This window comes from Paenibacillus sp. BAC0078 (assembly GCF_054483875.1).
Genome location: NZ_JBTLRW010000009.1, coordinates 38,545 through 62,137 on the forward strand (window position 1 = coordinate 38,545; position 23,593 = coordinate 62,137).

21 protein-coding genes and 1 pseudogene are annotated in these 23,593 nt (G+C 52.9%); 17 read left to right on the top strand and 5 right to left on the bottom strand.

The features are described 5' to 3' along the window. The first annotated feature begins 19 nt into the window (after nucleotides 1-19). The 13 genes and pseudogenes from ACX1DY_RS17665 (at nucleotide 20) to ACX1DY_RS17725 (ending at nucleotide 11,374) form a co-directional block, all read left to right on the top strand. Nucleotides 20-1,021, top strand: coding sequence for an ABC transporter substrate-binding protein (locus tag ACX1DY_RS17665; RefSeq protein ID WP_458965511.1), 1,002 nt, complete (start codon nucleotides 20-22; stop codon nucleotides 1,019-1,021). Nucleotides 1,022-1,043: 22 nt separating this feature from the next. Beyond that, complete coding sequence (locus tag ACX1DY_RS17670; protein ID WP_458965512.1) at nucleotides 1,044-1,820, top strand: ABC transporter ATP-binding protein; 777 nt, start codon at nucleotides 1,044-1,046, stop codon at nucleotides 1,818-1,820. Between the two features lie 18 nt (nucleotides 1,821-1,838). Then, the gene (locus ACX1DY_RS17675; protein WP_458965702.1) at nucleotides 1,839-2,615 is read left to right on the top strand and encodes an ABC transporter permease; all 777 of its coding nucleotides are present in this window, start codon (nucleotides 1,839-1,841) and stop codon (nucleotides 2,613-2,615) included. A gap of 106 nt (nucleotides 2,616-2,721) precedes the next feature. Further along, nucleotides 2,722-3,159 (top strand): MarR family winged helix-turn-helix transcriptional regulator, encoded by a 438-nt coding sequence (locus tag ACX1DY_RS17680; protein WP_458965513.1) that lies wholly within the window; start codon nucleotides 2,722-2,724, stop codon nucleotides 3,157-3,159. A 69-nt stretch (nucleotides 3,160-3,228) separates the two neighbouring features. Beyond that, on the top strand, nucleotides 3,229-4,347 hold the full coding sequence (locus tag ACX1DY_RS17685) for an alpha/beta hydrolase family protein (protein ID WP_458965514.1): 1,119 nt from the start codon (nucleotides 3,229-3,231) through the stop codon (nucleotides 4,345-4,347). 149 nt (nucleotides 4,348-4,496) lie between these two features. Further along, nucleotides 4,497-5,429 (top strand): phosphotransferase, encoded by a 933-nt coding sequence (locus tag ACX1DY_RS17690; RefSeq protein ID WP_458965515.1) that lies wholly within the window; start codon nucleotides 4,497-4,499, stop codon nucleotides 5,427-5,429. Between the two features lie 164 nt (nucleotides 5,430-5,593). Beyond that, nucleotides 5,594-6,706: an ABC transporter substrate-binding protein gene (locus ACX1DY_RS17695; RefSeq protein WP_458965516.1), complete on the top strand. Its 1,113-nt coding sequence runs from the start codon at nucleotides 5,594-5,596 to the stop codon at nucleotides 6,704-6,706. 99 nt (nucleotides 6,707-6,805) lie between these two features. Further along, on the top strand, nucleotides 6,806-7,729 hold the full coding sequence (locus ACX1DY_RS17700; RefSeq protein WP_458965517.1) for an ABC transporter permease: 924 nt from the start codon (nucleotides 6,806-6,808) through the stop codon (nucleotides 7,727-7,729). After that, nucleotides 7,726-8,526, top strand: coding sequence for an ABC transporter permease (locus tag ACX1DY_RS17705; protein WP_458965518.1), 801 nt, complete (start codon nucleotides 7,726-7,728; stop codon nucleotides 8,524-8,526). The genes ACX1DY_RS17700 and ACX1DY_RS17705 overlap by 4 nt, the downstream gene beginning before the upstream one ends. A 19-nt stretch (nucleotides 8,527-8,545) precedes the next feature. Beyond that, nucleotides 8,546-9,592, top strand: a complete 1,047-nt coding sequence (locus tag ACX1DY_RS17710) for an ABC transporter ATP-binding protein (RefSeq protein ID WP_458965519.1) — start codon at nucleotides 8,546-8,548, stop codon at nucleotides 9,590-9,592. A gap of 126 nt (nucleotides 9,593-9,718) precedes the next feature. Next, nucleotides 9,719-10,595, top strand: a pseudogene (locus tag ACX1DY_RS17715) (alkaline phosphatase family protein). 97 nt (nucleotides 10,596-10,692) lie between these two features. Next, nucleotides 10,693-11,013, top strand: a complete 321-nt coding sequence (locus tag ACX1DY_RS17720) for a hypothetical protein (RefSeq protein ID WP_458965520.1) — start codon at nucleotides 10,693-10,695, stop codon at nucleotides 11,011-11,013. 124 nt (nucleotides 11,014-11,137) lie between these two features. Beyond that, a complete protein-coding gene (locus ACX1DY_RS17725; protein ID WP_019914084.1) occupies nucleotides 11,138-11,374 on the top strand; it encodes a DUF6953 family protein in 237 nt (78 codons plus the stop codon). A gap of 840 nt (nucleotides 11,375-12,214) precedes the next feature. Here the strand turns inward: ACX1DY_RS17725 and ACX1DY_RS17730 are convergent. Continuing rightward, nucleotides 12,215-14,548 (bottom strand): UvrD-helicase domain-containing protein, encoded by a 2,334-nt coding sequence (locus ACX1DY_RS17730; protein WP_458965521.1) that lies wholly within the window; start codon nucleotides 14,546-14,548, stop codon nucleotides 12,215-12,217. A 151-nt stretch (nucleotides 14,549-14,699) separates the two neighbouring features. Here ACX1DY_RS17730 and ACX1DY_RS17735 point away from each other — a divergent pair, with 151 nt between their 5' ends. Then, a complete protein-coding gene (locus tag ACX1DY_RS17735; protein ID WP_458965522.1) occupies nucleotides 14,700-15,185 on the top strand; it encodes a hypothetical protein in 486 nt (161 codons plus the stop codon). A gap of 302 nt (nucleotides 15,186-15,487) precedes the next feature. Here ACX1DY_RS17735 and ACX1DY_RS17740 read toward each other — a convergent pair whose 3' ends face one another. After that, entirely contained in the window at nucleotides 15,488-16,351 is an 864-nt protein-coding gene (locus tag ACX1DY_RS17740) for a Cof-type HAD-IIB family hydrolase (RefSeq protein WP_458965523.1), read from the bottom strand. 220 nt (nucleotides 16,352-16,571) lie between these two features. Here ACX1DY_RS17740 and ACX1DY_RS17745 point away from each other — a divergent pair, with 220 nt between their 5' ends. Beyond that, the gene (locus tag ACX1DY_RS17745) at nucleotides 16,572-17,813 is read left to right on the top strand and encodes a DUF445 domain-containing protein (RefSeq protein WP_458965524.1); all 1,242 of its coding nucleotides are present in this window, start codon (nucleotides 16,572-16,574) and stop codon (nucleotides 17,811-17,813) included. 104 nt (nucleotides 17,814-17,917) lie between these two features. On the opposite strand, the gene ACX1DY_RS17750 is transcribed toward ACX1DY_RS17745, so the two are convergent. The 3 genes from ACX1DY_RS17750 to ACX1DY_RS17760 all read right to left on the bottom strand — a co-directional run bounded on the left by ACX1DY_RS17750 (nucleotide 17,918) and on the right by ACX1DY_RS17760 (nucleotide 20,458). Beyond that, a complete protein-coding gene (locus ACX1DY_RS17750) occupies nucleotides 17,918-18,244 on the bottom strand; it encodes a P-II family nitrogen regulator (RefSeq protein WP_458965525.1) in 327 nt (108 codons plus the stop codon). A 204-nt stretch (nucleotides 18,245-18,448) separates the two neighbouring features. Next, nucleotides 18,449-19,555 (bottom strand): glycosyltransferase family 4 protein, encoded by a 1,107-nt coding sequence (locus ACX1DY_RS17755; RefSeq protein ID WP_458965526.1) that lies wholly within the window; start codon nucleotides 19,553-19,555, stop codon nucleotides 18,449-18,451. 84 nt (nucleotides 19,556-19,639) lie between these two features. Further along, nucleotides 19,640-20,458: a hypothetical protein gene (locus tag ACX1DY_RS17760; RefSeq protein WP_458965527.1), complete on the bottom strand. Its 819-nt coding sequence runs from the start codon at nucleotides 20,456-20,458 to the stop codon at nucleotides 19,640-19,642. Between the two features lie 295 nt (nucleotides 20,459-20,753). Here ACX1DY_RS17760 and ACX1DY_RS17765 point away from each other — a divergent pair, with 295 nt between their 5' ends. Then, a complete protein-coding gene (locus ACX1DY_RS17765; RefSeq protein WP_458965528.1) occupies nucleotides 20,754-21,389 on the top strand; it encodes a C39 family peptidase in 636 nt (211 codons plus the stop codon). 78 nt (nucleotides 21,390-21,467) lie between these two features. Continuing rightward, on the top strand, nucleotides 21,468-23,426 hold the full coding sequence (gene pulA, locus ACX1DY_RS17770) for a type I pullulanase (protein WP_458965529.1): 1,959 nt from the start codon (nucleotides 21,468-21,470) through the stop codon (nucleotides 23,424-23,426). Nucleotides 23,427-23,593: the final 167 nt, after the last annotated feature.

The following is a 23,593-nucleotide window of genomic DNA, read 5'->3' on the forward strand; positions in this document are numbered from 1 at the left end:
AACGAAGAGGTGCATAATTTTGAAAAAATCATGGTATCACTCAGCAGTTCTGCTCTTATCTTTGTCTATAGTGCTGGTGCTGTCCGGTTGCAGCTCCAAGGGGGATGCGGCGGCATCCACCTTGAAGATTAAAATTGCCGACATCAATACGAACCCGACCTTCCGGGTGGCCGTGGATAAAGGAATCTTTGCCAAACACGGCATTGAGGCGGAAATCGTCAACTTCGGGACTCCGGCGGAGGGTGTGAATGCGCTCTTCATCAAGCAGGTGGACGTAGCTTTCGGCGCCGACTTCCCGGTGCTTAATGCCGTTGCCAAAGGGGAGTATTCGATTATTGCTTCCGCCGGTCAGGCCACAGATCAGGCTGCGGCGGTATGGAAGCTGTTCGTAAAGGATGATATCAAGTCGGCGGCTGATTTGAAGGGTAAAAAACTAAGCTTCATGCGCGGCACTTTTCTGCCGTACCTGTGGGATGAATATTTGAAGGAACAGGGCCTCGCGTTAAGTGATGTGACGTTGACGGGACAAGGCGCTTTTGACGAAGCCTTCATTGCACTGAAGCAAGGTGATGTAGATGCCGCCTGGTTCAGCGGCTCAGCGCTGACCGACAAGCTTGCCGTGCTTGAAGGCGTGCATGAGCTGACCGACATGTCCAAGACCCCGGTTCGGCTGGGGATGGGGCTGGTAGCCGGGAATGCGTTCGTGCAGGCCAATCCGGGTGGAATCGGGGAATTCCTGGCAGCGGTGGATGAAGCTTCGGCCTATGCCCAGGAGCATCCTGAAGAAGTGGCTGACCTGATGTTCAAGGATGTGAAGCAGCCGAAGGAAGCTACGCTGAAGGACCTGCCGAAGAGCCCTTGGAAGGTTGGATTTACACAGGCTGCGTATGACAGTCTCACGGGACAAAAGAAATATATGGTCGATACGGGTATCATTAAGCAGGACTTTGACCTGAACAGCAAGCTGAATCTGGAGCCGCTTAAAAAGGCGCTGCCGGATAAGGTGACATATTCGAAATAACTAAATTTTCAGGAGGTGCCCCATGTCCTTATCTGCCAAACAGCATGCCATTTATATCGAGCAGCTCCGCAAAAGCTACAGTGAGCCTGCCGCCGGTGACGTGCATTACATTATCAAAGATGTGAATCTGGTGATCAAAGGCGGTGAATTCTTCGTGCTGCTTGGGCCGAGCGGCTGCGGGAAATCGACACTCCTGAATATGATTGCCGGGTTTGTCTCCAAATCCGGCGGCAATCTGAGAGTGGACAATATAGAGGTGAATAAGCCGGGTAGAGACCGGGCGGTTGTGTTCCAGCAGGCGGACTCGTCCCTGTTCCCTTGGTTGACCGTCCGGGAGAATGTGGAATTCGGACTGCGGATGAAGAAGATGCCCAAATTGGAGCGCCGGTCCATCTCTGACCGCTATATCGGGCTAGTTGGGCTGAACGGGCATGAGGAGAAGTTTCCGAAGGAGCTGTCAGGCGGCATGAAGCAGCGGGTGCAGCTCGCCCGGGTGCTGGCAAATGATCCGGCCATTCTGCTGATGGATGAACCCTTTGGCGCGCTTGATGCGATGACCCGGCGGACGATGCAGAAGGAACTGGTCCACATCTGGCGCGAGACGCATAAAACCGTTATTTTTGTGACGCATGATATTCAGGAGGCCCTGCTGCTGGGCGAGCGGATCGGTATTATGTCTGTTGGTCCCTCTTCTAATATCACCGACATTTACGATAATTCGCTGCCCTTCCCGCGGGATGTGGCTTCGCCGGAATTCTACTCGCTGTACCATCAAATTCAGAGCCACTTCGAAGAATAGGATAGGGTGTGATACATGATGAAATGGGTGGAGAAAAAATGGGTGTCCGTCTCCCTGCTGTGGATTGCGGCACTGTGCATCTGGCAGTTGGGCGCTTGGGTGTATGGTCCTGATGTGATCCCCGGTCCCTGGAGCACCCTTAAGGGTGGGCAGGAGCTGATTGCAGACGGTACCTTGCTGCAGTATATCGGCATCAGCTTTTACCGGGTGCTGGTTGGCTGGGTGCTCGGCAGTTTGCTGGCTATTCCTGTGGGGCTGATTATTGGAAAAGTAAATATCATCCGCATTTTTGCCGAGCCGTTCCTGAATTTCATCCGCTTTATTCCGCCGATTGCCTTCATCACGCTGTTCCTGGTCTGGTTCGGCATCGGGGAGCAGTCGAAGATTGCGCTGATTATGTATGCGACCTTTTTCATTGTGGTGCTGAATACCTTAACGGGTGTAATGTCAGTGGAGGAGGATAAAATCCGTTCCGCCCGCAGCATGGGGGCAAGCGAGTGGCAGATTCTGCTGCATGTCATTGTACCGGCTACGATTCCGTATATCTTCACGGGGGTGCGGCTGGCGATGGGAACCTCCTACATGGCCATCATCGGTGCAGAAATGATTGCCTCAAACGAAGGGGTTGGCTATCTCATCTGGAATTCGCGGTTGTTCTTCCGCACGGACTGGATTTTTGTCGGGCTATTCTGCCTGGGGTTCATGGGCTTTGCCACGGACCGGCTGTTCGGCTGGTTTGGCCGCAAAGTGCTCTTCCGCTACGGCGTGGTCAGTGTGGCGGCGCGGAGAAGATAAAGCTGGTAGTAGGAAGAGCTTCTTACAGTATGCCGGCAAAAGCCCTTGACAACACAAGTTGTTGGAACTACTATAGTTATAACAACTTGTTGGGGCAGGTGGAACTTTGGATAGCGGCTACGATTATACAGAACTGCTTGGATATCAGATTATCAAGGGCGAGGTGCTGATCAAGCGCAAGATGCTGAGTGTTTTTATGGAGAGGGGCTATGATCTTACCTTTGAGCAATGGACTGTGCTGAATGTGCTTTATGCGGAGCCTGGAATCAATCAGAGCGAGATTGCCGTCAGAACCTTCAAGGACAAGACGAATGTTACGCGTATTCTGGATGTGCTCGCTAAGAAGGGCTACGTGGCCCGCGAAGCGCATGGCAAGGACCGCCGGAGCTATCAGATTTATCTGACGGCAGTGGGAGAGAAAATGTTCGCTGATCTTATTCCACATGTGAAGCGGTTAAATGAACAATTTAAGAAGGATGTCCCGGATGAGGAATTGGCGCAATTCATTCATACTTTAGAGAAAATTTGCCGGAACGCACAATAAATTTTTTTACCCATATAGTTGCTATAGCTATTATATATATAACTACTATTAGTGAAGGAGATGGCAATCATGATAGAGTTAACGGTGAAGGAGCGTTTTGCATTCCGGTTTGTTTTTAATGAAAAGAGAGTGTATCAGCGCTGGTATGGCCGGTTTTTAATGTTCGGGCTGGATTATGGAAGACTCCGGAGAGTGGTGGCGAGAGTTGGTGATTGGCGTCAGTGGTGTCAGGTCTGGACCAAGGAGGGCGATGAGGTGTACCGCAAAGCGGAGCGGGCGCTGGCTGAAGGCAGCCTGGGCACAGCCAAGGCCTTATTCCATCAAGCTGTGGCCTGCTACCATGCGGGACAGCATATCTTTTTTATCGACAGCGGGCAGAAGGAGGCTACACAGGACAAGGCAAGAAAAAGCTATGTCCGGGCGCTCTCCTTATACAGCGAAGCAGAGAAGCCTGTAAGAGTGGATATCCCGTATCGTGGGGTCAACATCCCGGGCTATTTAAGGAAAGCGGACACTGAAGGCAGACCTCTGATAATTTTTGTGAATGGCATGGACAATATTAAGGAGGCGGAGGGACATCATTTCAGCGAGGTGTTTAACCGGCAGGGCTTTAATTTCTTCACATTTGACGGACCGGGCCAGGGCGAGATGTGGCGTACAATGAAATTTGATGCCCATGATTACCATTCAGCAGTTTCAGCAGTGATAGACTGGTTTGAACAGCAGCCGCCCTGCGGGATTGATCTGGAGAGAATCGGCCTCGTCGGCTTCAGCCTGGGCGGTTATTTGGCGCCTGAGGCCGCAGCCCGTGATCCCCGGGTGAAATGTACGGCCGGCAATAGCGGGCTGGTCTATATCGGTGGAATTCAGGGGCTGGGGAAATTGAATCCGATCTGGCAGCGCGGGGTTACGTATATGACGGGAGTTAAGACGCTGGAGGAGGCACTTTCCCGGTTCAATTATGATATTGCTGATGCACCCGCTCTGCGCTCACCGCTGCTTTTTTTCCATGCGGGCCGTGATGAGGTGATGCCTGCGCCCAAGACCCATGCAGATAAAATGGTGAACTGGGCCAAAGGGGAAACCACGCTGAGATACATGGAGGATGCCGAGCACTGCACGATGAATTATCTGGATGAAGTCTTCCCGGAAATTCTGGACTGGTTCAAGAAGCAGCTGCGCATGTAGCTCTGCCCCGAGCCATACCATATAGACAAGGTAAAGAGCTGGCTGGATAACCGGGCAGTTCTTTATTCTTATATAGCGAAAGGATATTATATATATTTTTCAATGCAGGTATCCTAAAATAAGCTCAAATCCTAAGAGGAGGCAGAGCGATGGATCAGCAGTTCAATACGAATATCAATGAGTTAGTCAAGGCTGAATTTCATGCAGCATTAGGTTCAATCAAGGACATCGGAGGCGGATTTTACGGCAGGGTGTTTTTGGTTGAGATGGATGCGCCGCCATACCGGCTGGTTATAAAAGTATACAACCGGACTGGACTTAACACCCGTGAGCAAGCCCAATTAACCACACTTGGTGAGTATTCGACGCTCCCTATGCCCCGGGTGTATTTTGTGCATCACAAGAGTGATAAAGTCCCTCTCGATGTCTTGGGTATGGAATACATAGAAGGCATCAATGCGGGTGAGATTTATGATATGCCTGAGGAAAATAGAAAAAGAATTGCTGATCAAATTATCGACAACCTCATTGCCTATCACAGTGTGATCCATCCGGAGGGCTTCGGTGAATTGAATTCGGGCACCTACACGAAAGATTGGAACGAGTACTACAAGCCAAAGGTTGACCTCATATTTGAAAAAGCAACGAAAATGCATAAGAATAAGCAGTTGGATAATGAGGTCTATGAGACTGTAAAATCCGCCTATGAGAATTATGGGAAAATCTTTGGGGAGAAGGTAGAGCATGCGCGGTTGATCCACGGTGATTATAATATGTGGAATGTTATGCTCGAACAAGACCGGTCAGCCGCCGCAGCGGTCATTGATCCGTTTAACTGCTGCTGGGCGGATGCGGAATTGGACCTGTACCAGCTCAGTAATGCCAACGGCAAATATTTCGGGCTGCTGGACAATTACCGGTCGAAGATTCCGCTGAGCAGAAATTTTGAAATCAAAAATAGCTTTTATGAGCTGTTTACTGAAATTATGCACTTTTACGATGCCAATGTGGATGTCTCCCACTCCAATATTAAAGAGGAAGCGAAACAATTAAGAATGCAGATGAAGAAGCTCTTGGAATAAGCTTCGAAGCAAGGCTCCGCTATGCGGGGCTTTTTTTTGTTTACAAATGCTGTCATTTCACTTAATGCCAGGCGAATAATGACCCCCTATACTTCAGTTGGGCAGCGTACAGCTTGGATCAGAGAGAACGCCCGCAAATCAGAAATAGGAGTGATAGGGAAATCATGAAAAAAAGATTTACGCAAATCATGTCCATGGGTCTGCTGTTGTCCTTGCTCGTCCTGTTGCTTGCCGGTTGTGCCAACTCGGAAGCCAAAGCTGATGAAGGAAATGGAAATGCCGGAGTGAAAGAGCTGAGCCTGTCCGAAATTGAAGCAGAAGCTACCAAAGAAGGCTCTGTGGTTAGTGTGGGTATGCCGGATACCTGGGCGAACTGGAAGGATACCTGGAATGATATTACCAGCAAGTATGAAATTAAGCATACAGATACCGATATGTCGAGCGCGGAGGAAATCGCCAAGTTCGAAGCGGAGAAGGATAAGCCGACGGCAGATATTGGCGACGTGGGCATCGCTTTCGGTCCGGTTGCGGTAGATAAGGGTGTAACTCAGCCCTATAAAACCTCTTATTGGGATGAGATCCCGGATTGGGCCAAGGATAAGGACGGCAACTGGATTGTAGGCTATCAGGGCAGTATCTCCTTCCTGACCAATACGAAGCTTGTGGCTAACCCGCCAAAAAGCTGGGAGGATCTGAAGAACGGCAACTATAAAATCATCGTTGGCGATGTCACTAAGGCGGCGCAGGCGCAGATGGCAGTGCTGGCTGCAGCGATTGCCTTTGGCGGAGATGAGTCGAATATTGAGCCGGGGATTGCATTCTTTGAGGATCTTGCGAAAAAGGGCCGTCTCTCCAATGCCGAGGCTTCGCTCGCGAACATTGAGAAGGGCGAAGTGGAAGTCACGCTGCTGTGGGATTTCAACGCGTTGAACTATAAAGATCAGATCGACAAGAGCGGCTTCGATGTGGCGATTCCGAAGGAAGGCAGTGTGGTGAGCGGTTATGCGACGGTCATCAACAAATGGGCTCCGCACCCGAATGCTGCCAAGCTGACGCGTGAGTATATTCTCAGCGACGAAGGCCAGATTAATCTGGCAAAAGGCTATGCCCGTCCGATCCGCGACAGCGTGAAGCTGCCGGAGGATGTGGCTGCCAAGCTGCTTCCGAAAGAGGAATATGTCAATGCTAAGCCGGTCGGCGACTATAAAGTATGGGAAGAGACTGCAAAGGGCCTTCCGCAGCTATGGCAGGAACGTGTGCTTGTGCACTTGAACTAGTCGGGCCCATGCGGGCCGGCTTCATATAAGAGAGTAAGGGCGCCTTTGCTGTATGCCTGAGGCGCCCGCTTTGTATTCTATCAGAGAGGAGCACCCGAGATGAAACATAGGAAGCGCGGTGTGATTCTGGCCCTGGCTCCGTTTGTGCTGATGGTGCTGGCGTTTCAGGTGGTGCCCGTAGTGTCGATGCTGTCGGGCAGCTTCCGGGACGCGGACGGAAAAGGCTTCACCCTGGGCAACTATCAGCATGCGCTGACCAGCGCCTATTATATGCAGGCGATCAAGAACAGCCTGCTGATCTCAGTCTTCTCCAGCCTGCTTGGGCTGGGTGTGGGACTTGTATGCGCGTATTGTATCACGCGTTTTGCACCAGCCGTACGCGACCGGCTGCTGATGTTGTCCAACATGACCTCGAATTTCGCCGGGGTCCCGCTGGCCTTTGCCTACATTATTCTGCTGGGGAACAATGGGGTGTTCACACTGCTGTTCAAGCAGTGGGGCTGGAGCGTGTTCGACGGCTTCAACCTGTACAGTTGGTCCGGCCTGATTCTGGTCTATGTGTATTTCCAGATTCCGCTGGCCTTATTGCTGCTGTATCCGGCGTTCTACGGCATCAGGGAGCAGTGGAGAGAGGCGGCGGCTCTGCTTGGGGCAGGGCCTTGGCAGTTCTGGAAGACCGTCGGTCTGCCGGTGCTGTCCCCGGCGATCTTCGGCACACTTGGCATTCTCTTCGCCAATGCGATGGGGGCGTATGCCACTGCCTATGCGCTGGTTGGCGGGAACTACAATCTGCTCGCCGTCCGCATCGGCTCGCTGGTCGCCGGCGATGTGGTGACTCAGCCGCAAATGGGCAGCACCTTAGCGGTTCTGCTCGCGCTTAGCACACTGCTTGCGGTATTTCTCAATCAGCGGATGGTGCGCCGCATGGAGGGCTTCAGCAGCAAGAGGTCAGCTACACGGGAGCAGAGCAGCGGCCTGTTCAGACGCCGCTGGGCAGCCGTGCGGGAGGAGGCAGGCCAATGAATATACGCAAGGCGGGCTTTGCCCCGCGCACTTTTATGCTCCTGCTCATGGTATATCTGCTGCTGCCGCTGCTGGCTACGGGGCTGTATGCTTTTGCCCAGGATTGGCAGAATACACTGCTGCCCCGCACCTGGACATTGAGCTGGTTCAGTGACATGTTCAAGGATTTACGCTTTTTGAATGCGCTGTGGACCTCACTGTATCTGTGTGTGATCAGCGTTCTGCTCAGTCTTGCCGTGATGCTGCCGGCTGTGTTTGTCATTACGGTCTATTTTCCGCGCTGGGAGAGCTTTATGAAAGGGATCGTTGTTCTGCCTTACGCTGTGCCGGGTGTGGTCGCCGCCGTCGGCTTGCTCCGCGCCTATTCCTCTGGCCCGTTCGACATTTCGGGGACCGCTTATTTGCTGGTCGGGGCTTATTTTGTGGTCATCCTGCCTTATATGTACCAGGGCATCCGCAACAGTCTGCTCAGCGTATCTGCCGTGGAGCTGCTGAATGCCGCCGAGCTGCTTGGGGCACGAAGACGGACCGCTTTTGTAAACGTCATTCTGCCGAATATTTGGCCTGGGGTGATTGTCTCCGCGCTGCTGTCGTTCTCCGTGCTGTTCGGGGAATTCGTGCTGACGAACATGCTCGTTGGAGGGCATATCCAGACGATTCAGGTCTATTTGTATCAGCGGGTCGGCGAAAGCGGGCATTTGGCCAGTGCGATTGCGATCTCTTATTTTGTGTTTATCCTGCTGCTGTCGGCGGTGCTGATGAAGCTGGGCAAAAAGATTGGCGGCCAAGTGAAGTAATGACTGGGAGGGACACGGAATGAAGAAGGATTATTTGAGGCTGCAGGGGGTCCGCAAAGTTTTTGATGATGCCCCTGTGCTGGCCGGAGTGGATCTGAGCATCGCCGAAGGGGAGCTTGTCACCCTGCTGGGTCCGTCGGGATGCGGCAAAAGCACGCTCCTGCGCTGCATCGCAGGGCTCACCGAGCTGGACAGCGGCAGCATCCTGCTTGCGGACAAGGAGCTGACAAAGCTGCCGCCGCGCAGCAGGGATGTGGGCATGGTGTTCCAATCCTATGCGCTGTTCCCCAATCTGACCGTAAGCCAGAATGTGGAATACGGGATGCGCATGCGCGGGATTGCCCCGGCAGCGCGGCGCAGCCGCTGCGGGGAGCTGCTCGCGATGGTCGATCTTGAGGACAAGCGCGATGTCTACCCGCAGTCGCTGTCCGGCGGACAGCAGCAGCGGGTGGCGCTGGCCCGCTCGCTGGCCGTCCAGCCCAAGCTGCTGCTGCTGGACGAACCGCTCAGCGCGCTAGACGCCAAAATCCGCAAGAATCTGCGCGCGGAAATCCGCGACATTCAGCGGCGGCTGGGCATGACGACGCTGTTCGTCACCCACGACCAGGAGGAAGCACTGATTCTGTCGGACCGGATCTGCATCATGAACAAGGGGCGGATTGTTCAGGAAGGCTCCCCGGAGCAGCTCTACACCGCGCCGCGTACAGAATTTGCTGCCCGGTTCATGGGCAGCTACAATGTTTTGAGCCGCAGCGAGGCGCTGGCGCTGTTCCGCAGAATTGACAGCAGGGCTGACAGCTTCGCCATCCGCCCCGAAGCGGTGACACTGCTGGCAGAAGGTGAAATCATCCAGGATGATGCGGACGGTATGATGGATGTGAGGGGAAGGGTCCAATCCGTATCTGTGCTGGGCAATATTATCCGTACGGTTGTTTTGGCGGAAGGAATCCAGCTTACGGTAGATCTGCTCAACGACGGCCGCTGGCTGCGGGTAAGGGAAGGCGATAACGTCACTCTGCTGCTTGATCCCTCCCAACTGCTGCATCTGGAGCAGGAAGGGGCATAAGGAGCGCGGCTTGTGCGGCAGGAGAGGTCAAGAGGGGAGAATAATCTGATCTGTAGATTCAACCATGCCTGTTCTTGTGCAGGAGTACATTGCGCTGGCTGGTTGTTCATGGGAGGCGGGAGACTTATGACGGAATCTTCTAACAAGCTTATCGTGGTTGTGCTCGACGGACTGCGGTATGATGCGGCCCGCAAGTATATGGGCTATATGGAGCATCTGGTGGAGCAGGGGCAGTTGTCGTGCTACAAGGTACAGTCGGAGCTGCCCAGCCTGTCGCGTCCGCTGTATGAGGTGCTTCTGACAGGCACACCGGTATCGAGGAACGGAATTACCGCAAATCATATCGTCCGGCTGAGCCGTGAGATGAGTGTGTTCCATCTGGCCGTCGCCGCTAACCTGCGTACAGCCGCAGCTGCGTACCACTGGGTCAGCGCCTTTTGATCCTGTGTCGGACCGGCACCAGCATAATGTCCTGAAGCCGATTCAGCACGGGAGCTTCTACTTCGAGGATCATTACCCGGACAGCCATGTATTCGCAGACGCCGAATATTTGCGGGTGGCCTATGACCCGCATTTTCTGTATATTCATACGATGAATATTGATGATGCCGGACACCGCTTCGGCGGCGAAAGCAAGGAATACGAGCTTGCGGTCCGCAGAGTGGACGGATTGCTCGCTACCGTGCTGCCGCATTGGATGGAGCAAGGCTACAGGGTGCTGGTTACAGCCGACCACGGAATGAACGCGAACGGCTGTCATGGCGGGGTCACTCCGGCGGAGCGGTATGTGCCGCTTTATACCTTTGGAGAAGAGGTGTTATCCCCGGAAAAAGAGGTCCAGGCGCTCCCACAGCTACGGCTCGCTCCGCTTATGTGCCACTGCCTCGGAGTTCAGCCATCTGCGGCGATGACCACAGAAGGGCTACCGCCTTTCTTGCCGGCGGAACCGCAGCAAGAAGAAGGGGAGGCTGCGGAAATTATAAAATTAAATAGTTTGGAATAACTGCTATTTTTAATAGGAGAATACAAGAAAATGCATATCTATTTACAGGATGATTTTGTATAATTTTTAGTACATTAACGTATAGGAGGGCTTGTTTGTGAGTAGTTCGAGAGCTTTGAAATGGATTACGGGTTCGTTTGAAATTATTTTGGCAATTCCGCTTCTTGGTGCTGCGATTGTAATCGGAAGCGGGTACACTGTACTCGGGTTAACCTTCATTCTTCACATCATAACGCTGGTGTTATCATCGAAGAATAGGGAACCGTTCTACGGTTCAGTGCTCGGAATCATAACCTCGGTGCTCGCATGGATTCCATTTTTGGGCTGGGTCCTGCATCTGATCACAGGCGTTCTGCTTATGGTAACTGCAGCACAGAAGCCACGCCAGACAGACCATTTTAATACATACCAAGGTTAAGGAGCGGTAATAGCCCGGACCTGCTCAACTTATAACCCGATTCGGTTGTTTCCCGAATCGGGTTATATTCATGTTATAATGGGAAGGCATTTTAGAAGATTTTGCTGGAAGGAGCAGTACCCGGATGGAAGCAACTGCACAAGAGGTAGCGGAGTGGATGGTCAAGGAAATCCGCTTTACGGGAACCCTGTACCAGACCGCTGCGATTGAATACGTGAAGGCCAACTTCGGCGAGCAATTTGTATTTGTGAATGAGAACGGGAATGCCTCTTTGTCCAAGGATGTGAAAAAGGCTTTCCGCAAGCTGCACGCGGGAAGAATAGCCTGGGACCGCGACGGCTTCCTGTGGGCCTGGACCTGAGATTCCCCTGCGCTGCTTGGGCTCCTGGGTCAGCCCAGGTGACTATTAGTGACTCCGAATGCATAAATGTGCTTATTAAAAGTGACCGCTGCTGTGATAGCTGGCGGTCACTTTTTTTGTTGTTTAGAAAATTATGATTCCTCTTTCTTGTGGGTAACATGTGTATAAAATTAGGGATAAATAGATGTGAATTTAGCAAATTCACACAAATGAGAGGAAATCATTCGGATTCGATCTCCTTTTTCCAACTAGCGCTGGTGAAGAAGCAGGTGAGCAGTGCTATGTAGATTGAACTTGAAATCTGTAATCTTCATGTTGGATAACCATAGTGGATTTTTTGCATGACTGCACTTCTTGCAATAGAGTACTTATTATTTTACGTCGAATCGCCTTCTGCTGTATTTCGTGCAATAGACTTTCGGAATACAGAGCTACCTACTTTCTTAAGTTCAAGTTAAATAGTTGGAAAAAGGGAACTTATTTCTCTCTAAAATCAACCATTGTGAGTTTTAAGTGGAAAAAGGAAACTTAATTGGGTTATATTGCTTTGCCAAGAGCGAAATGAGCTGAATTAGTTAACCTTTTTCCACTTCACCTGCGGAGAATAGGGTGCTCGAGCAAATTAGTGATCCTTTTTCCACTTGGAATTGCCAAAGGATTTATAAAGGGTCCTCCAGGCAACGCAAAACTGAAATCTAAAGCGGCTACGTTGTCCATGAAGGTCGGCGTAGCCGTTTTGTTCTTGCTAGGGCGTGCCGTTGCTGGAGCCGCCGCAGGGTGCTGGTCCCCGAGCAGTCGATCCGTTTCTCAATACCCCAACTAGCAGCCGTGTAGTTCCTGTTACACCGGAATTACACGGCTGCTTTTTTCCATAGGGGAGCTGCAGAGCGGGCAGGGCTTGGAGGACAAATGATCCTCCAAGCCGCCAGCCTTCATCCGCGTCCAGCCCGGACAGCTGCTGCCGGTGCAATTCCAGACGGGGACAGTGTGTGTCCTTCCTCCTGCCGCTGCGCCGGAGGATTGGAATCTTGCCGCCGGTGTTCTGCTTATGGCGGCTGAGGCCGGGGCCGGAGAAGCGGAGACGGCAGAGCGGAAGGCGGACAGCATGAAGCGGGAGACCTCAGCTTTCTTGCCCCGGTGTTTTGCGGGCGAGCTGATGAACAGCTCCTCGCGGGCTCTGGTCACGGCCACATAGGCCAGTCTCCGCTCCTCTTCAAGCGCGGCATGACCGGCTGCATTGCCTACGATTACCGTGCTGCTTCCGCTGCTAGGTGTCCTGGCTGTCTTCCGGTCCTTCAGGCGGTCGCCCTCCAGGGCGGAGCTGTGGGGAAGAATGCCCTCCGATGCGCCGATCAGGAAAACCACCGGGAATTCCAGCCCCTTCGACTTGTGGATGGTCATCAGCGCAATCCGGTTGCCCTGCTCCTTAAGACCGGGCTGGCGGCTCTGCTCATTGCGCTCGGCAACATTATCAATGAACTCAAGAAACACCGGGACACTGTCGAACCGTTCCGCCGAGGCTTCAAGCTCATCGAGCATTTCTTTCAGCATCTCTCTGTGCAGAGTGGCCTGATGCCGTTCGTTGGCTTCAATGAAGTAGTCATAGAAGACCGTACGGATCTGACGGATGGCCTGGACGGGGGTCAACTGAATGAGGCCGCGGATCAGCTCCAGCCGTTCCCGCAGCTTAACGGCCTTGAAATCCTCCATGCCCGGCAGCGACAAGAGATGAATCAGCGGCCCCTGCTTCGGCTGAATGGCTTCCAGTCGGCGGATATGGTTCATACCCTTTTCCCGGTTCAAATAGAGGGTTGGCAGGATATTCTCCATCGCGGCGAAATTGCGCCGGTTGACCGATAGACGCAGATGGTCCAGCACCGGAGAGATCAGCCAATGCTCATAGAGCAGCTGGCCTTCACCGTAATCAACGTAGGGAATATCCCGCAGGAGCAGCAGCTCCAGCAAAGCCCGGTTGCTGCTTGAAGCGCGGTACAGCAAGGCGAAATCGCTGTATTCCCTTGCCCCGCTCCCGACCTCGCTCACAATATGGTCCACGATTTGCTCAGCCTCCTCGTCCGCCGTCTGCGGGCGCAGATAGCGGGGCTGGCTGCCGCTGCCTTTAGCGGCTTGCAGCGTTTTGGATCTCCGGCGCGAATTGTGCCGGATAATTCCGTTGCCTAGGCCGACAATCGCGGGGCCGGAGCGGTAATTGATATCGAGTGTAATCACCTTGGCACTCGGGTACAGCTTCTCGAACTCAAGAATGAACTCGCTGCGTGCCCCGTTGAAGGAGTAGATCGTCTGGTCATCGTCGCCGACAACCATCAGATTATGCTGCGGATAGGCAATCATTTTGACAAGCTCATATTGCAGCGCATTGGTATCCTGGAACTCATCGACCATCACATACAGAAATCTCATCTGCAGCTCCTGCAGCAGCGCCGGCTTCTCCCGCAGCATCCGGTAGGCGATCAGCAGCACGTCGTCGAAGTCGATTTTGAAATTGTCGGTCTTCCACTGCTCGTAGAGCAGTAATACAGCTTTCATCTCCTTCTCGGCTGTTGACGTTTCCGGGAGAGCATCCGGCTCGCTCAGATTCATCTTGCAGGAGGAGAGCAGGGCGAGGAGTGTTTCCGGCGGATAAGCATCCTTCGGCAGCCCCAGCTCGCGCATGATCTGCTTCAGCAGAATATGCTGGCGGCGCGTTTCATTGAAGATCTCCTGCTGGACACCCTGGCGGCGCAGGAAATAGAGGCAAAAAGAGTGGAACGTGCGGGTCTGCAGGCGGGTGGCATCGCTCTCGCTGACTCCCGGCAGCAGGGCAATCCGTTCGCGCATTTCCGCAGCCGCTTTGTTGGAGAAGGTCAGCAGCAGCAGTTGGCTCGGGGAAATCCCCCGCACTGACATCAAGTATCCGGCACGGCAGATCAGCACCGAGGTTTTGCCTGAGCCTGCTCCGGCCAGCGTCAGCAGCGGCCCCTGATGATGCCGCACGGCAGCGATCTGCGGGAGGTTGAGCAGAATTCCGCCCTCCTCCAGCCTGCGGAAGTAAGCGGCATCGCTATCCCCCGGCTTCACCATCTCCCGACTTGTCCGGGCGGAGGCGATTTTCGCCTGCGGAATCCGCTCGCCGGTAGCGCCCAGCGGTATATTATGAAATAAAAGCTTGTTCATTCTATTCACCTTCGTTTATGTATGCACCCCGAAGCTTGCGGCTGGTCTGCATTTTCTCAAATAAGATGTGGTGTCACACCCTGGGTTCATTGAATAGTCTAACTATTATCCTTATGCTCCGAAATCCAACATTCGGAAAGGTGCGATCGTGATGGGCAATATCGTCAGGAACAGGAAACCGGCAGCAAAAATGAACCGTTCTGTCCCGCTTGCAGGTCCGCAGAAATCTTTTTTGTACAGCGATCCGAAGTACGGATTCAGCATCAGGCTGCCCCGCAGGTGGAAATGCTACACTGTCATCAAAAAAAGAACACGGCTGAGCGATGCGGAATACGGCGTTTTTTTCCTCTTTAAGTATAAAGGCAAGGTGTACGAATCGGCGCTCACTTTTCTTGTGTACCACATGACTCTGAAGCAGTGGCGTGATCAGGGGTACGATGAATCTCCCATCATTCGGCTGGCTGCGCGCAATGGGCGGATTTTTGCCTATACGGTTCCTGAAGAGCTTCCTGAAGAGTTTCTCGATAAAACGGGGTATGACTACGATTATAAAAAATACGGCAGACCCATTCGCATACTCTCAAGTATGGTAAATGACGATGTCCCCAAAATCGTAAAAACATTCAAACTTAAATAAGACAAGCGGAATTTCAATAGTTTGTCAGCATTTCAAGCTGCGCGCGATATATTTCATATTCATTTTTTTGACAGTTTGTTCTAAAATATTACACAAAGCATTAATTTGTATAAAAATAAATATCTGCTGATTGCGGCAGGTTACCCATCGTAAAGAGATTTGGAGGGATCACGTGTTTATTCCCATACTTGATGCTCTGACAGCGGCTGAAAAAGTAGCTGTCCTTGTTTGCTTGGCAGTAAATTTAGGCGGAATCTATTACATCGGCCGCCGCCGCACCGGACGCCGCTGAACTGCTTGAACTATTTCCTCTCCAAAAGATGTCTTATCCCCACAGCCACACCATTCTCCGCATTGCTCCGCGTAACAAAGTCGGCCGTTTCCTTGAGAATCGGTGCGGCATTCTCCATGGCAATTCTGTAGCCGGCCATCTCGAACATCGGCAGATCATTGTAGCTGTCGCCCATGACCGCCACTTGCTCCGCAGGGATGCCGTAATACGCCGCCAGCATACCGACACCAGCACCTTTATTGGCATCCTTATGGTTAATTTCAATATTATTCTCATGTGAAGCGGTAATGATCAGCCCGGGAATCGCTGCAAATCGCGTAGAGGCTTCCTTCAGCAGATCCAGATTCAGAGAAAAAGCCAACGTTTTATAGATCACGTTCTCCTCCTTGCTCCAGACCTCCTCCATCTTATCTACATAGGTTACCGCAGCCTGCCGGAACTGTTTGCCCACTATTGCCTTTAGCAGCCAGCGCAGATCTTCCGGGACCTCCTCATCCTTAAGCGTCGCAAGCTTCTCCAGATATACCCGTTTGTCGAGCTCAACATACACGGTATCTTGTGTGTATACTTCATAATACAATTCAGGAATTTCATTCATCCAGCGCATGGCGGGAATAATGTCCTCCTTGTCCAGCGGTGTGCTTCCCGCCAGTGTACGGTCCGGCAGTATAACAGCCGCGCCGTTCAGACTGACCACCGGGCATTCCAGATCCGCGAGCCGCAGCTGCCGTTCAGCGTCCATATACGAGCGTCCGGTAGCGATCATAACAATGTGGCCCAGGCTTTGGGCGTGCACGATGGCCTCGCGGTTCTCCGGGCTAATGATGCCTTCCTCATTCAGCAGCGTTCCGTCCATATCCAGTGCGATCAGCATGTTGTTGTTCTCCTTTTCCTGTACTAGAGTTGTCTGTATTTTATCATTTTATCTCTGAAAGTTAAAAATCCATTTTCATGAAAGGGACTTTTGCCCCGGCGGGACAAAGGTGCGGGCGATTTTCAGAAAGGAGTTCAGTCGTGGTACAATGAGAGGTAGGCTTGAAGTACTGATTATATTGGATTATGGTCTCACGTTATTAAGCAAGGGGGAACAACGAATGAAATCCAGGAATTTAGCCACAATCTCGCTGGCTGTGATGGCCTGCGGTTTTCTGATTACACTGTTTTTGCCGGAAAATTTGGCGGTTGTGCTGCTTAGGGGCGGCTTTGAAGCCGGGCTTGTAGGGGGGATTGCCGACTGGTTCGCGGTTACTGCGCTGTTCCGCCACCCGCTCGGTCTGCCGATTCCTCATACCTCTCTGCTGCTGAAGAATCGGGATAAAATTATTCAGTCATTGATTTCCGCGATGGAAAATGAGCTGCTGAACAAGGCGAGTATCGAGAACAAGCTGCGCAAAGTCCGCATTGTATCACTGGGCGGCAAGATGCTGACCCGGCTGTTCGCCAGAAAAAAAGTGCGGGCCGAGCTGCTGGAGCAGCTTAGCGGCTTCGTACGGAAGCTTCCGGTAGATCAGGCTGTTCCGTATCTTCAGTCGGCTGTGGCCGACTATATCCGCGAAGCTGAGCTAGGGGTTACCGCTGATAAAATTACCACCAGGCTTATGAACGACGGCAAGGATCTCGCCGCTCTGGATTATGCGCTCGAAGGGATCTCCGGCTGGGCCGCCCGTCCCGCCACACGTGCCATGCTCGGCAAGATCGCCAGCGAGAAGCTGTCCGAGGTGAAGCTCGGTGGACTCAAGGGTATGGCTTTTCAAGCTTTTGTCGGATTTGTGGATGCCGATATGCTGGGGGAAATGCTGCAGGGCATGCTGCAGTCCGGCATCCGCGATTTCCGCGAAGAGGACAGCCCGTACCGCGATGAGATTATCCGGGAAATCCGCGTCGCCATCTTCCAGCTGGTGAATGACGAGGCACGGATTGCCAAAATTAAAGAGTGGGCGCTGAACGAGCTGCAGGGCGAGGCCGTCACAGCAATTCTGCAGGAGCAGCTTGAGCATTTGCGCGGCAAGGCCGCTAGTCTGCTGGAAGAGGAGCGGGCTGCTGGCGGACGCAAGCTGTTTGGGTTATATGCCAAGCTGACCCGCCGTGTCGCCAAGGAGCAGCAATGGATTCAGGGCTGGGAGGAGCGGATTCGCGCGTCCTTAATCGCCTTCGTAGAGGCTAACCACTACCGGCTGGGACTTCTGGTTAAGGAGAATCTGGATCAGATGGATGATGCCAGTCTCGTGAAGATGCTGGAGGAGAAGGTGGGCAAGGATCTGCAGTGGATTCGGGTCAACGGTGCGGTATGCGGCTTTGTCGTGGGGCTTGTGCTTACCGTTATTCAGATGTTTTGAAGATTGATTAGAACATGAAGAGGCAGCAAGCTGCACCGCTGGACAGGAATCCTGTATCCGGGCAGGCAACTTGCTGCCTCTTTATTATTATTTGCAGTGCGAGCTTATAATTGATTTTTGCCGTTGCTGATTGTGTGGGCTTCCTGTACAGGCAGCACGAATATTTTACCGTCGCCGAACGACCCCTGCTCACCGGTTCTTGCCGTTCTCATAATAATGCTGATCACATCATCCTTCTCATCATCGTTGATGACAATCATCAGCAGCTTCTTGGAAATTTGGTTGTAGTGATTGGTTCCCACCTGAATCCCTCTTTGCTTCCCGCGGCCGAGCAGATCCATTTTGCTGATGGAGGGGAAGCCGGCGAGGAGCAACTCAGCCATGACTTCATCCGCTTTCTCGGGTCTGACTATAGCTTTGATCATTAACATAATGATGCACCCTTTCTACAGCGAATTATGTGTGTAGGGGGTTGCCAAGGTCTTGGTGGCATTACAGCAATACATTTGTTTATGGCAACGCTTACATTTCGAGTATAAGCTTAACTGTGGCTGTATCCAGCGATAAGAATCACAAATTCCTTGTTACAGATTGTCGCATAGCAGGGAGGCGGCTGAAGGAGGAACAACTACCTGCTATTGCGATTGCGGCAAAAGAGAACGGTACAGCTCCTCCAGCGCCGCCGCCGTATGCTCCCACCCGAAGGTCTGCAGCGCATCGCTGCGCCCCTGCAGTCCGATCCCGGCTGCGCGCTGCGGTTCGCGGCCAAGCTGCAACAGACGTCTGGCGAAGAGTGCCGCCTCACGGTAACGATCCACCAAATATCCGTTGTGGCCGGATACAATGATCTCCCGGATGCCGCCAATATTAGAGGCGATGACCGGCAGACCGGAGGCCATCGCCTCCACGTTCACCAGCCCGAAGGATTCATGTCTTTGGGACGGGCAGACGAAGCAGTCGGCGGCCTGATACAGGCGGTGAATCTCTTCGTGGGCAATGTTTCCCGTAAAAAACACGGAAACCCCCAGCCGGCGCGCCAATAGCTTAAGCCGCCGGATATACGGCGGTTTGCCGTCGCCTGCAATTACCAACTGGGCCGGTAATTTTGTGTTCAACAGGCGCACAGCTCTAATCAGCACGGGGACCCCCTTGCGGGGAATCACCCTGCCGACGAAAAGTACGGTGAACACAGGAGGAAGCTGGCACAAGCTGCGGATATGCAGCTTCTCCGAAGTCTCCAGGGGGGAGAAGCGGGTCAGGTCGGCGCCCAGCGGCACAATGCGAATGCGCTTGCTCAGGCCGGAGAACCGCCGGGAGAGCCGTTGCTGCAAAGAGCGGCTGTTGGCGGCAATAAGATCCGCTTTGGTCAAGCTGCGGGCGATTCTGGAGTCCGCCGGGACAAAGGTCAGGGAGTGGAGGAACAGGAGCACGGGCGTGTGCGGATGCCGCCGCTTTAGGGCGGCCATCAGCAGCGGGCGGTTATCCACCTGAATCACATCGAAGCGCTCTTCTTCCAGAAAGCCCAGAACGGAGGCGAGATAACGCGCAGGACTGCCTGAAGACAGACGGATGATACGTACCTGCTCTACTTCTGCGGATTCAGGCAGTCCGGGTGACTTTCTGCTCAATACAGTGACCTTATGCTGGCGGGCCAGCTTTCGGGCAATTGCCCAAATGCAGATTTCCACTGAGCCGTCTCCCGGCACCGGGAACTTCTCCGGCGCAACAATACAGATATGCATGGCATAAGCCTCCTCCGTCCGCTTGATCTGCTCTTTACCTACCATATGCCAGCCGGCAGGCGGAAGACACAGCCGCTAGTGGAATCAGGCGGCGATTTGCTTTGCGGAGGCAGCGATGATCCCGGCAACCTTTTGTTCAAGCTCAATGAGCTTTTGCTTGCTGGCCGCAATTTGCCGGTGGCCGGAGACAAGTGCAGACAAGGACGGTCCGGCCAGGACAGGATTCTTCTTGCGGATGGCGGTTTTGAAGCCGCTCCAATCTGCAGACAATCGCTTGTTCAGGGCAGAGACCACACTTTTCTGGGATTTGATTGCCGCCTGCGGACTTTCAATCCCGGCCAATGTCTTGCGTACTGCAGCCATCTTCTTAGTCCGGGCATCCCTGGCGGCCTTAAGCTGCGCCTCTTTGTCGCGGATATCCTGCCGTGCGAGCTGGACGAGAATTTTCATTGCATCTGCCTGGGTCCGCAGTACGGAATTCAGTGTCTTGTCCTTCATGCCTTTAAGCAGGGAGATGCGGTTATTAAGCGCACTGTATTGATCAAAAAGCGGCTGATAGCGGCTCTTGGTGCTGGCAACGACAGCGGTAAGCTTGGTCACGGTGGCCTGATCGATGGTCTTGATCTGTTCCTTCACCACAAGGAGTGACTGTGCGTTGCTGTCATGAAGCTTGCGGAGCTGCTCTTCTCTGCTGTCGTATTGCGCTGACAAGGCCGCTAGATCACTGTACTGGCTCTTCAGGTTTGCTCTTGCGGAAGAATCCGCGACTGCGGCGGTCAGCTCAAAAGCGGCCTGAATAGAAGGGGTCAGCTCCGTCCCGGAAGCTCCTGCAGGAACGGCCGACAGCGGCAGTATGAACAGCAGCGACAGCAGTGTCAGCGCAGCGGTCTTAAGTATATTCATTATTCTCCTCCTTCTGTTATCCGCAGCGCTGAAGACAACAAAAAAAGCACCCGCAGTAAAGGCAAATAAGCCTTTATTACGGGTGCTTCCGTCGTAACAGGTCACGAATAAAATATTTATTTAAACTATAGATGATCCTTCCTATATAAGTCAATATTTTCATTTTAATTTTTTTGTTGGAAAAGGCTTGTTCATTTTCTTTCCCTCCGTCTCTTGTCGTATACTGTGATCACAGGACACAGAAGAGTCTGGAGCAGTGCCGGATCACGCTGAAGGAGGCTTGGTTAATACCCTCATGAGAACGATACAGTCTAAGCATCAGTTGAAGGTGGAGCCGTACACGCAGTGGGAACCGGGCGTATCCTCTCCAGGCTCCGCTTGCGGACCGGCAACTATGGCAGCATTAATGGAGTATTGGCATACGCATAAAGGCCGGGGGCTTATCCCGGGCACGGGTCATTTTGACTCCAAGGCAGCGCATATTAATTATATATACAGCCATCATGGCGGAGCTCCTTGGGGCATGAGTGTACGCAGCTTTACCCGGGGAGTGGAGGCTTACCTCAAGGCAGCTCTTCCGTATGAAGAACGCAGGCATAAGCCGGTTCAGGTATCCGCTTTTAACGGGATGGAGAGGTATAAGGCCGAAATTGATGCGGCACGTCCCGTAGCAGTCAAATTCGACAAATGGTTCAGCTTCCGGTGGCGGGAAAGGTATGCCTATGATTATCATTGGGTGCTGGGCATCGGTTATGATGAGACAGATAAAGAGACCGGGCCGGTGCTTATTGTCCAAGACAATGGAATACGCCATAACAACGGAGGCTTCACCCCCGGGAGAGAACGCCGTATCCCTTATCAGCTCAATCAGGAAATTATCACGATGGTAGCGCTGAATATAGCTGAAGTACCTGAAATACCACGAGTCTAGTACAATTCAAACGTTTGCACAAACCCGGGAATAAGGTTATAATATCCAATTATTAAAGGGTAAAGGAGACCGATTGCGTTGTCTGTACAAAGGGAAATGGAAGAACCCATTTATTATGGCGATCCTGCGGCTACAAATGGCATCTCTGTATTCGAGCAGGATTTTGATGAGCTGTTCAGCTATGACGGCGATGATCTGGGCATTATTTATACACCTGCTTCTTCTGCATTTTGTCTATGGGCGCCGACCGCTCTGGAGGCGGAGGTTGTGCTCTATGATTCGTGGCAGCAGGCTGAAGGACGCCGCTTGCCGATGGTCCGTGATGTCCGGGGGACCTGGAGACTGACGATTCCGGGTGATTTGGAAGGAAAACTCTACACGTACCGTGTGCGAATTGAGGATCAGTGGAATGAGGCGGCTGATCCATATGCGCGGGCTGTTGGAGTGAATGGGGACAGGGCCGCAATTATTGATCTGCGCAAGACCGATCCCGAGCGGTGGACCGGGGATAAGCCGCCTTTCGGCAATCCTGTGGATGCAGTTATCTATGAGCTTCATCTGCGTGATTTGTCCATGCATCCAGCCAGCGGAATTGCCCACAAAGGCCAGTTCCTCGGCCTGGCTGAAGAAGGAACGCGCGGTCCGGGAGGAATTCTGACCGGACTCGATCATATTGCTGATCTTAGGGTGACGCATGTTCAACTGATGCCTGTTTACGACTATGCGACTGAGAGTGTGGATGAGACCAGGCTGGACCAGCCCCAGTATAACTGGGGTTACGATCCGAAGAATTACAATGCGCCGGAGGGTTCTTATGCTACTGATCCATTCATCCCGGGAGTACGTATCACAGAGCTGAAGACAATGATTCAAGCGCTGCATGACCGCGGCCTGCGCGTGATCATGGATGTTGTCTACAATCATGTGTATGACGGTTACCGCGTTAATTTCACCAAGCTGGTTCCCGGCTATTATCTCCGCTATAAGCGGGACGGCAGCCTGTCCAACGGCTCCGGCTGCGGCAATGACACTGCCACCGAGCGTCTGATGATGTCCCGCTTCATTGTGGATTCGGTGCTTTACTGGGCCAAGGAATATCATCTCGACGGCTTCCGTTTTGACTTAATGGGGCTTATGGATGTGGATACGATGGCGGAAATCCGCCGCCGTCTGGATGAGCTTGACTCCTCGATAATAACCATCGGCGAGGGCTGGATTATGGAGACGGAGCTTGCACCGGAAAGGCTTGCCAATCAGAGCAACGCAGATGTGCTGCCGGGGATCGGGCAGTTCAACGACGGCTTCCGCGATGCGGTGAAGGGCAATATTTTCCGCTTTGAGGAGCCGGGGTTTGTTGGCGGAGGATCAGGCCTGGAGCCGTGGGTCAAGACAGGCATTACCGGGGGAGTGGTGTACGGACAGACCAGCGGCCAATTCGCCGATGAGCCGCAGCAGTGCGTGAACTATGTGGAATGCCATGATAACCATACCTTATGGGATAAAATCGTCCTGTCCTCCCCGGGACAAAGCGACAAACAGCGAAGAGCGATGCACCGCTTGGCTTCGGCGATGGTGCTGACGAGCCAGGGAATTCCTTTCCTTCATGCAGGACAAGAGTTTATGCGTACTAAGAACGGTGTGGAGAACAGCTTCAAATCAAAGACTGAGATCAATTGGCTCGATTGGGAGCGCTGTGCCGGGCATGCGGATGATGTAGCTTACATGAAAAGGCTGATCGCCCTCCGCCGGGCGCATCCGGCCTTCCGCATGCACAGCGCGGAGGAAATCCGTGCGAACCTGATCTTCGAGAAGGCTCCGGCCGGCGCGCTCGCATATACCCTGCGCGGCCATGCCGGAGGCGATTCAGCCGAGCATCTGTACGTGGTATACAACTCTAATCTGTCTGGATCAACGCTTAAGCTGCCTCCGCTAGGAGCATGGAAGCCGCTGCTGGGTGAAGAGCTGGCGTTAATGGAAGCAGATGGACGGCTGACGGTTCAGGGCATCGGTATGGTGGTGCTGGCGATTCAAGCTTAGCCGGATTAACGCAGAAAAGATGAGGGTAAGTCAATAATTGGACTGTCTTGCGGGTAGAGCCTTCTGCCTGAAGGACGGTCTTTTTTTGCGCGAAAAAAAGGAACTTTTTTCTAAAAAAATACTTCACCTATCGTAGTAATCATGCTACAATACAATTTACTACGACA

Coding starts and splice junctions, on each gene's coding strand:
- ACX1DY_RS17670 (WP_458965512.1), top strand. CDS start 1,044: ATGTCCTTATCTGCCAAACAGCATGCCATTTATATCGAGCAGCTCCGC.
- ACX1DY_RS17675 (WP_458965702.1), top strand. CDS start 1,839: ATGAAATGGGTGGAGAAAAAATGGGTGTCCGTCTCCCTGCTGTGGATT.
- ACX1DY_RS17685 (WP_458965514.1), top strand. CDS start 3,229: ATGATAGAGTTAACGGTGAAGGAGCGTTTTGCATTCCGGTTTGTTTTT.
- ACX1DY_RS17690 (WP_458965515.1), top strand. CDS start 4,497: ATGGATCAGCAGTTCAATACGAATATCAATGAGTTAGTCAAGGCTGAA.
- ACX1DY_RS17695 (WP_458965516.1), top strand. CDS start 5,594: ATGAAAAAAAGATTTACGCAAATCATGTCCATGGGTCTGCTGTTGTCC.
- ACX1DY_RS17700 (WP_458965517.1), top strand. CDS start 6,806: ATGAAACATAGGAAGCGCGGTGTGATTCTGGCCCTGGCTCCGTTTGTG.
- ACX1DY_RS17705 (WP_458965518.1), top strand. CDS start 7,726: ATGAATATACGCAAGGCGGGCTTTGCCCCGCGCACTTTTATGCTCCTG.
- ACX1DY_RS17710 (WP_458965519.1), top strand. CDS start 8,546: ATGAAGAAGGATTATTTGAGGCTGCAGGGGGTCCGCAAAGTTTTTGAT.
- ACX1DY_RS17725 (WP_019914084.1), top strand. CDS start 11,138: ATGGAAGCAACTGCACAAGAGGTAGCGGAGTGGATGGTCAAGGAAATC.
- ACX1DY_RS17730 (WP_458965521.1), bottom strand. CDS start 14,548: ATGAACAAGCTTTTATTTCATAATATACCGCTGGGCGCTACCGGCGAG.
- ACX1DY_RS17735 (WP_458965522.1), top strand. CDS start 14,700: ATGGGCAATATCGTCAGGAACAGGAAACCGGCAGCAAAAATGAACCGT.
- ACX1DY_RS17740 (WP_458965523.1), bottom strand. CDS start 16,351: ATGCTGATCGCACTGGATATGGACGGAACGCTGCTGAATGAGGAAGGC.
- ACX1DY_RS17745 (WP_458965524.1), top strand. CDS start 16,572: ATGAAATCCAGGAATTTAGCCACAATCTCGCTGGCTGTGATGGCCTGC.
- ACX1DY_RS17750 (WP_458965525.1), bottom strand. CDS start 18,244: ATGTTAATGATCAAAGCTATAGTCAGACCCGAGAAAGCGGATGAAGTC.
- ACX1DY_RS17755 (WP_458965526.1), bottom strand. CDS start 19,555: ATGCATATCTGTATTGTTGCGCCGGAGAAGTTCCCGGTGCCGGGAGAC.
- ACX1DY_RS17760 (WP_458965527.1), bottom strand. CDS start 20,458: ATGAATATACTTAAGACCGCTGCGCTGACACTGCTGTCGCTGCTGTTC.
- ACX1DY_RS17765 (WP_458965528.1), top strand. CDS start 20,754: ATGAGAACGATACAGTCTAAGCATCAGTTGAAGGTGGAGCCGTACACG.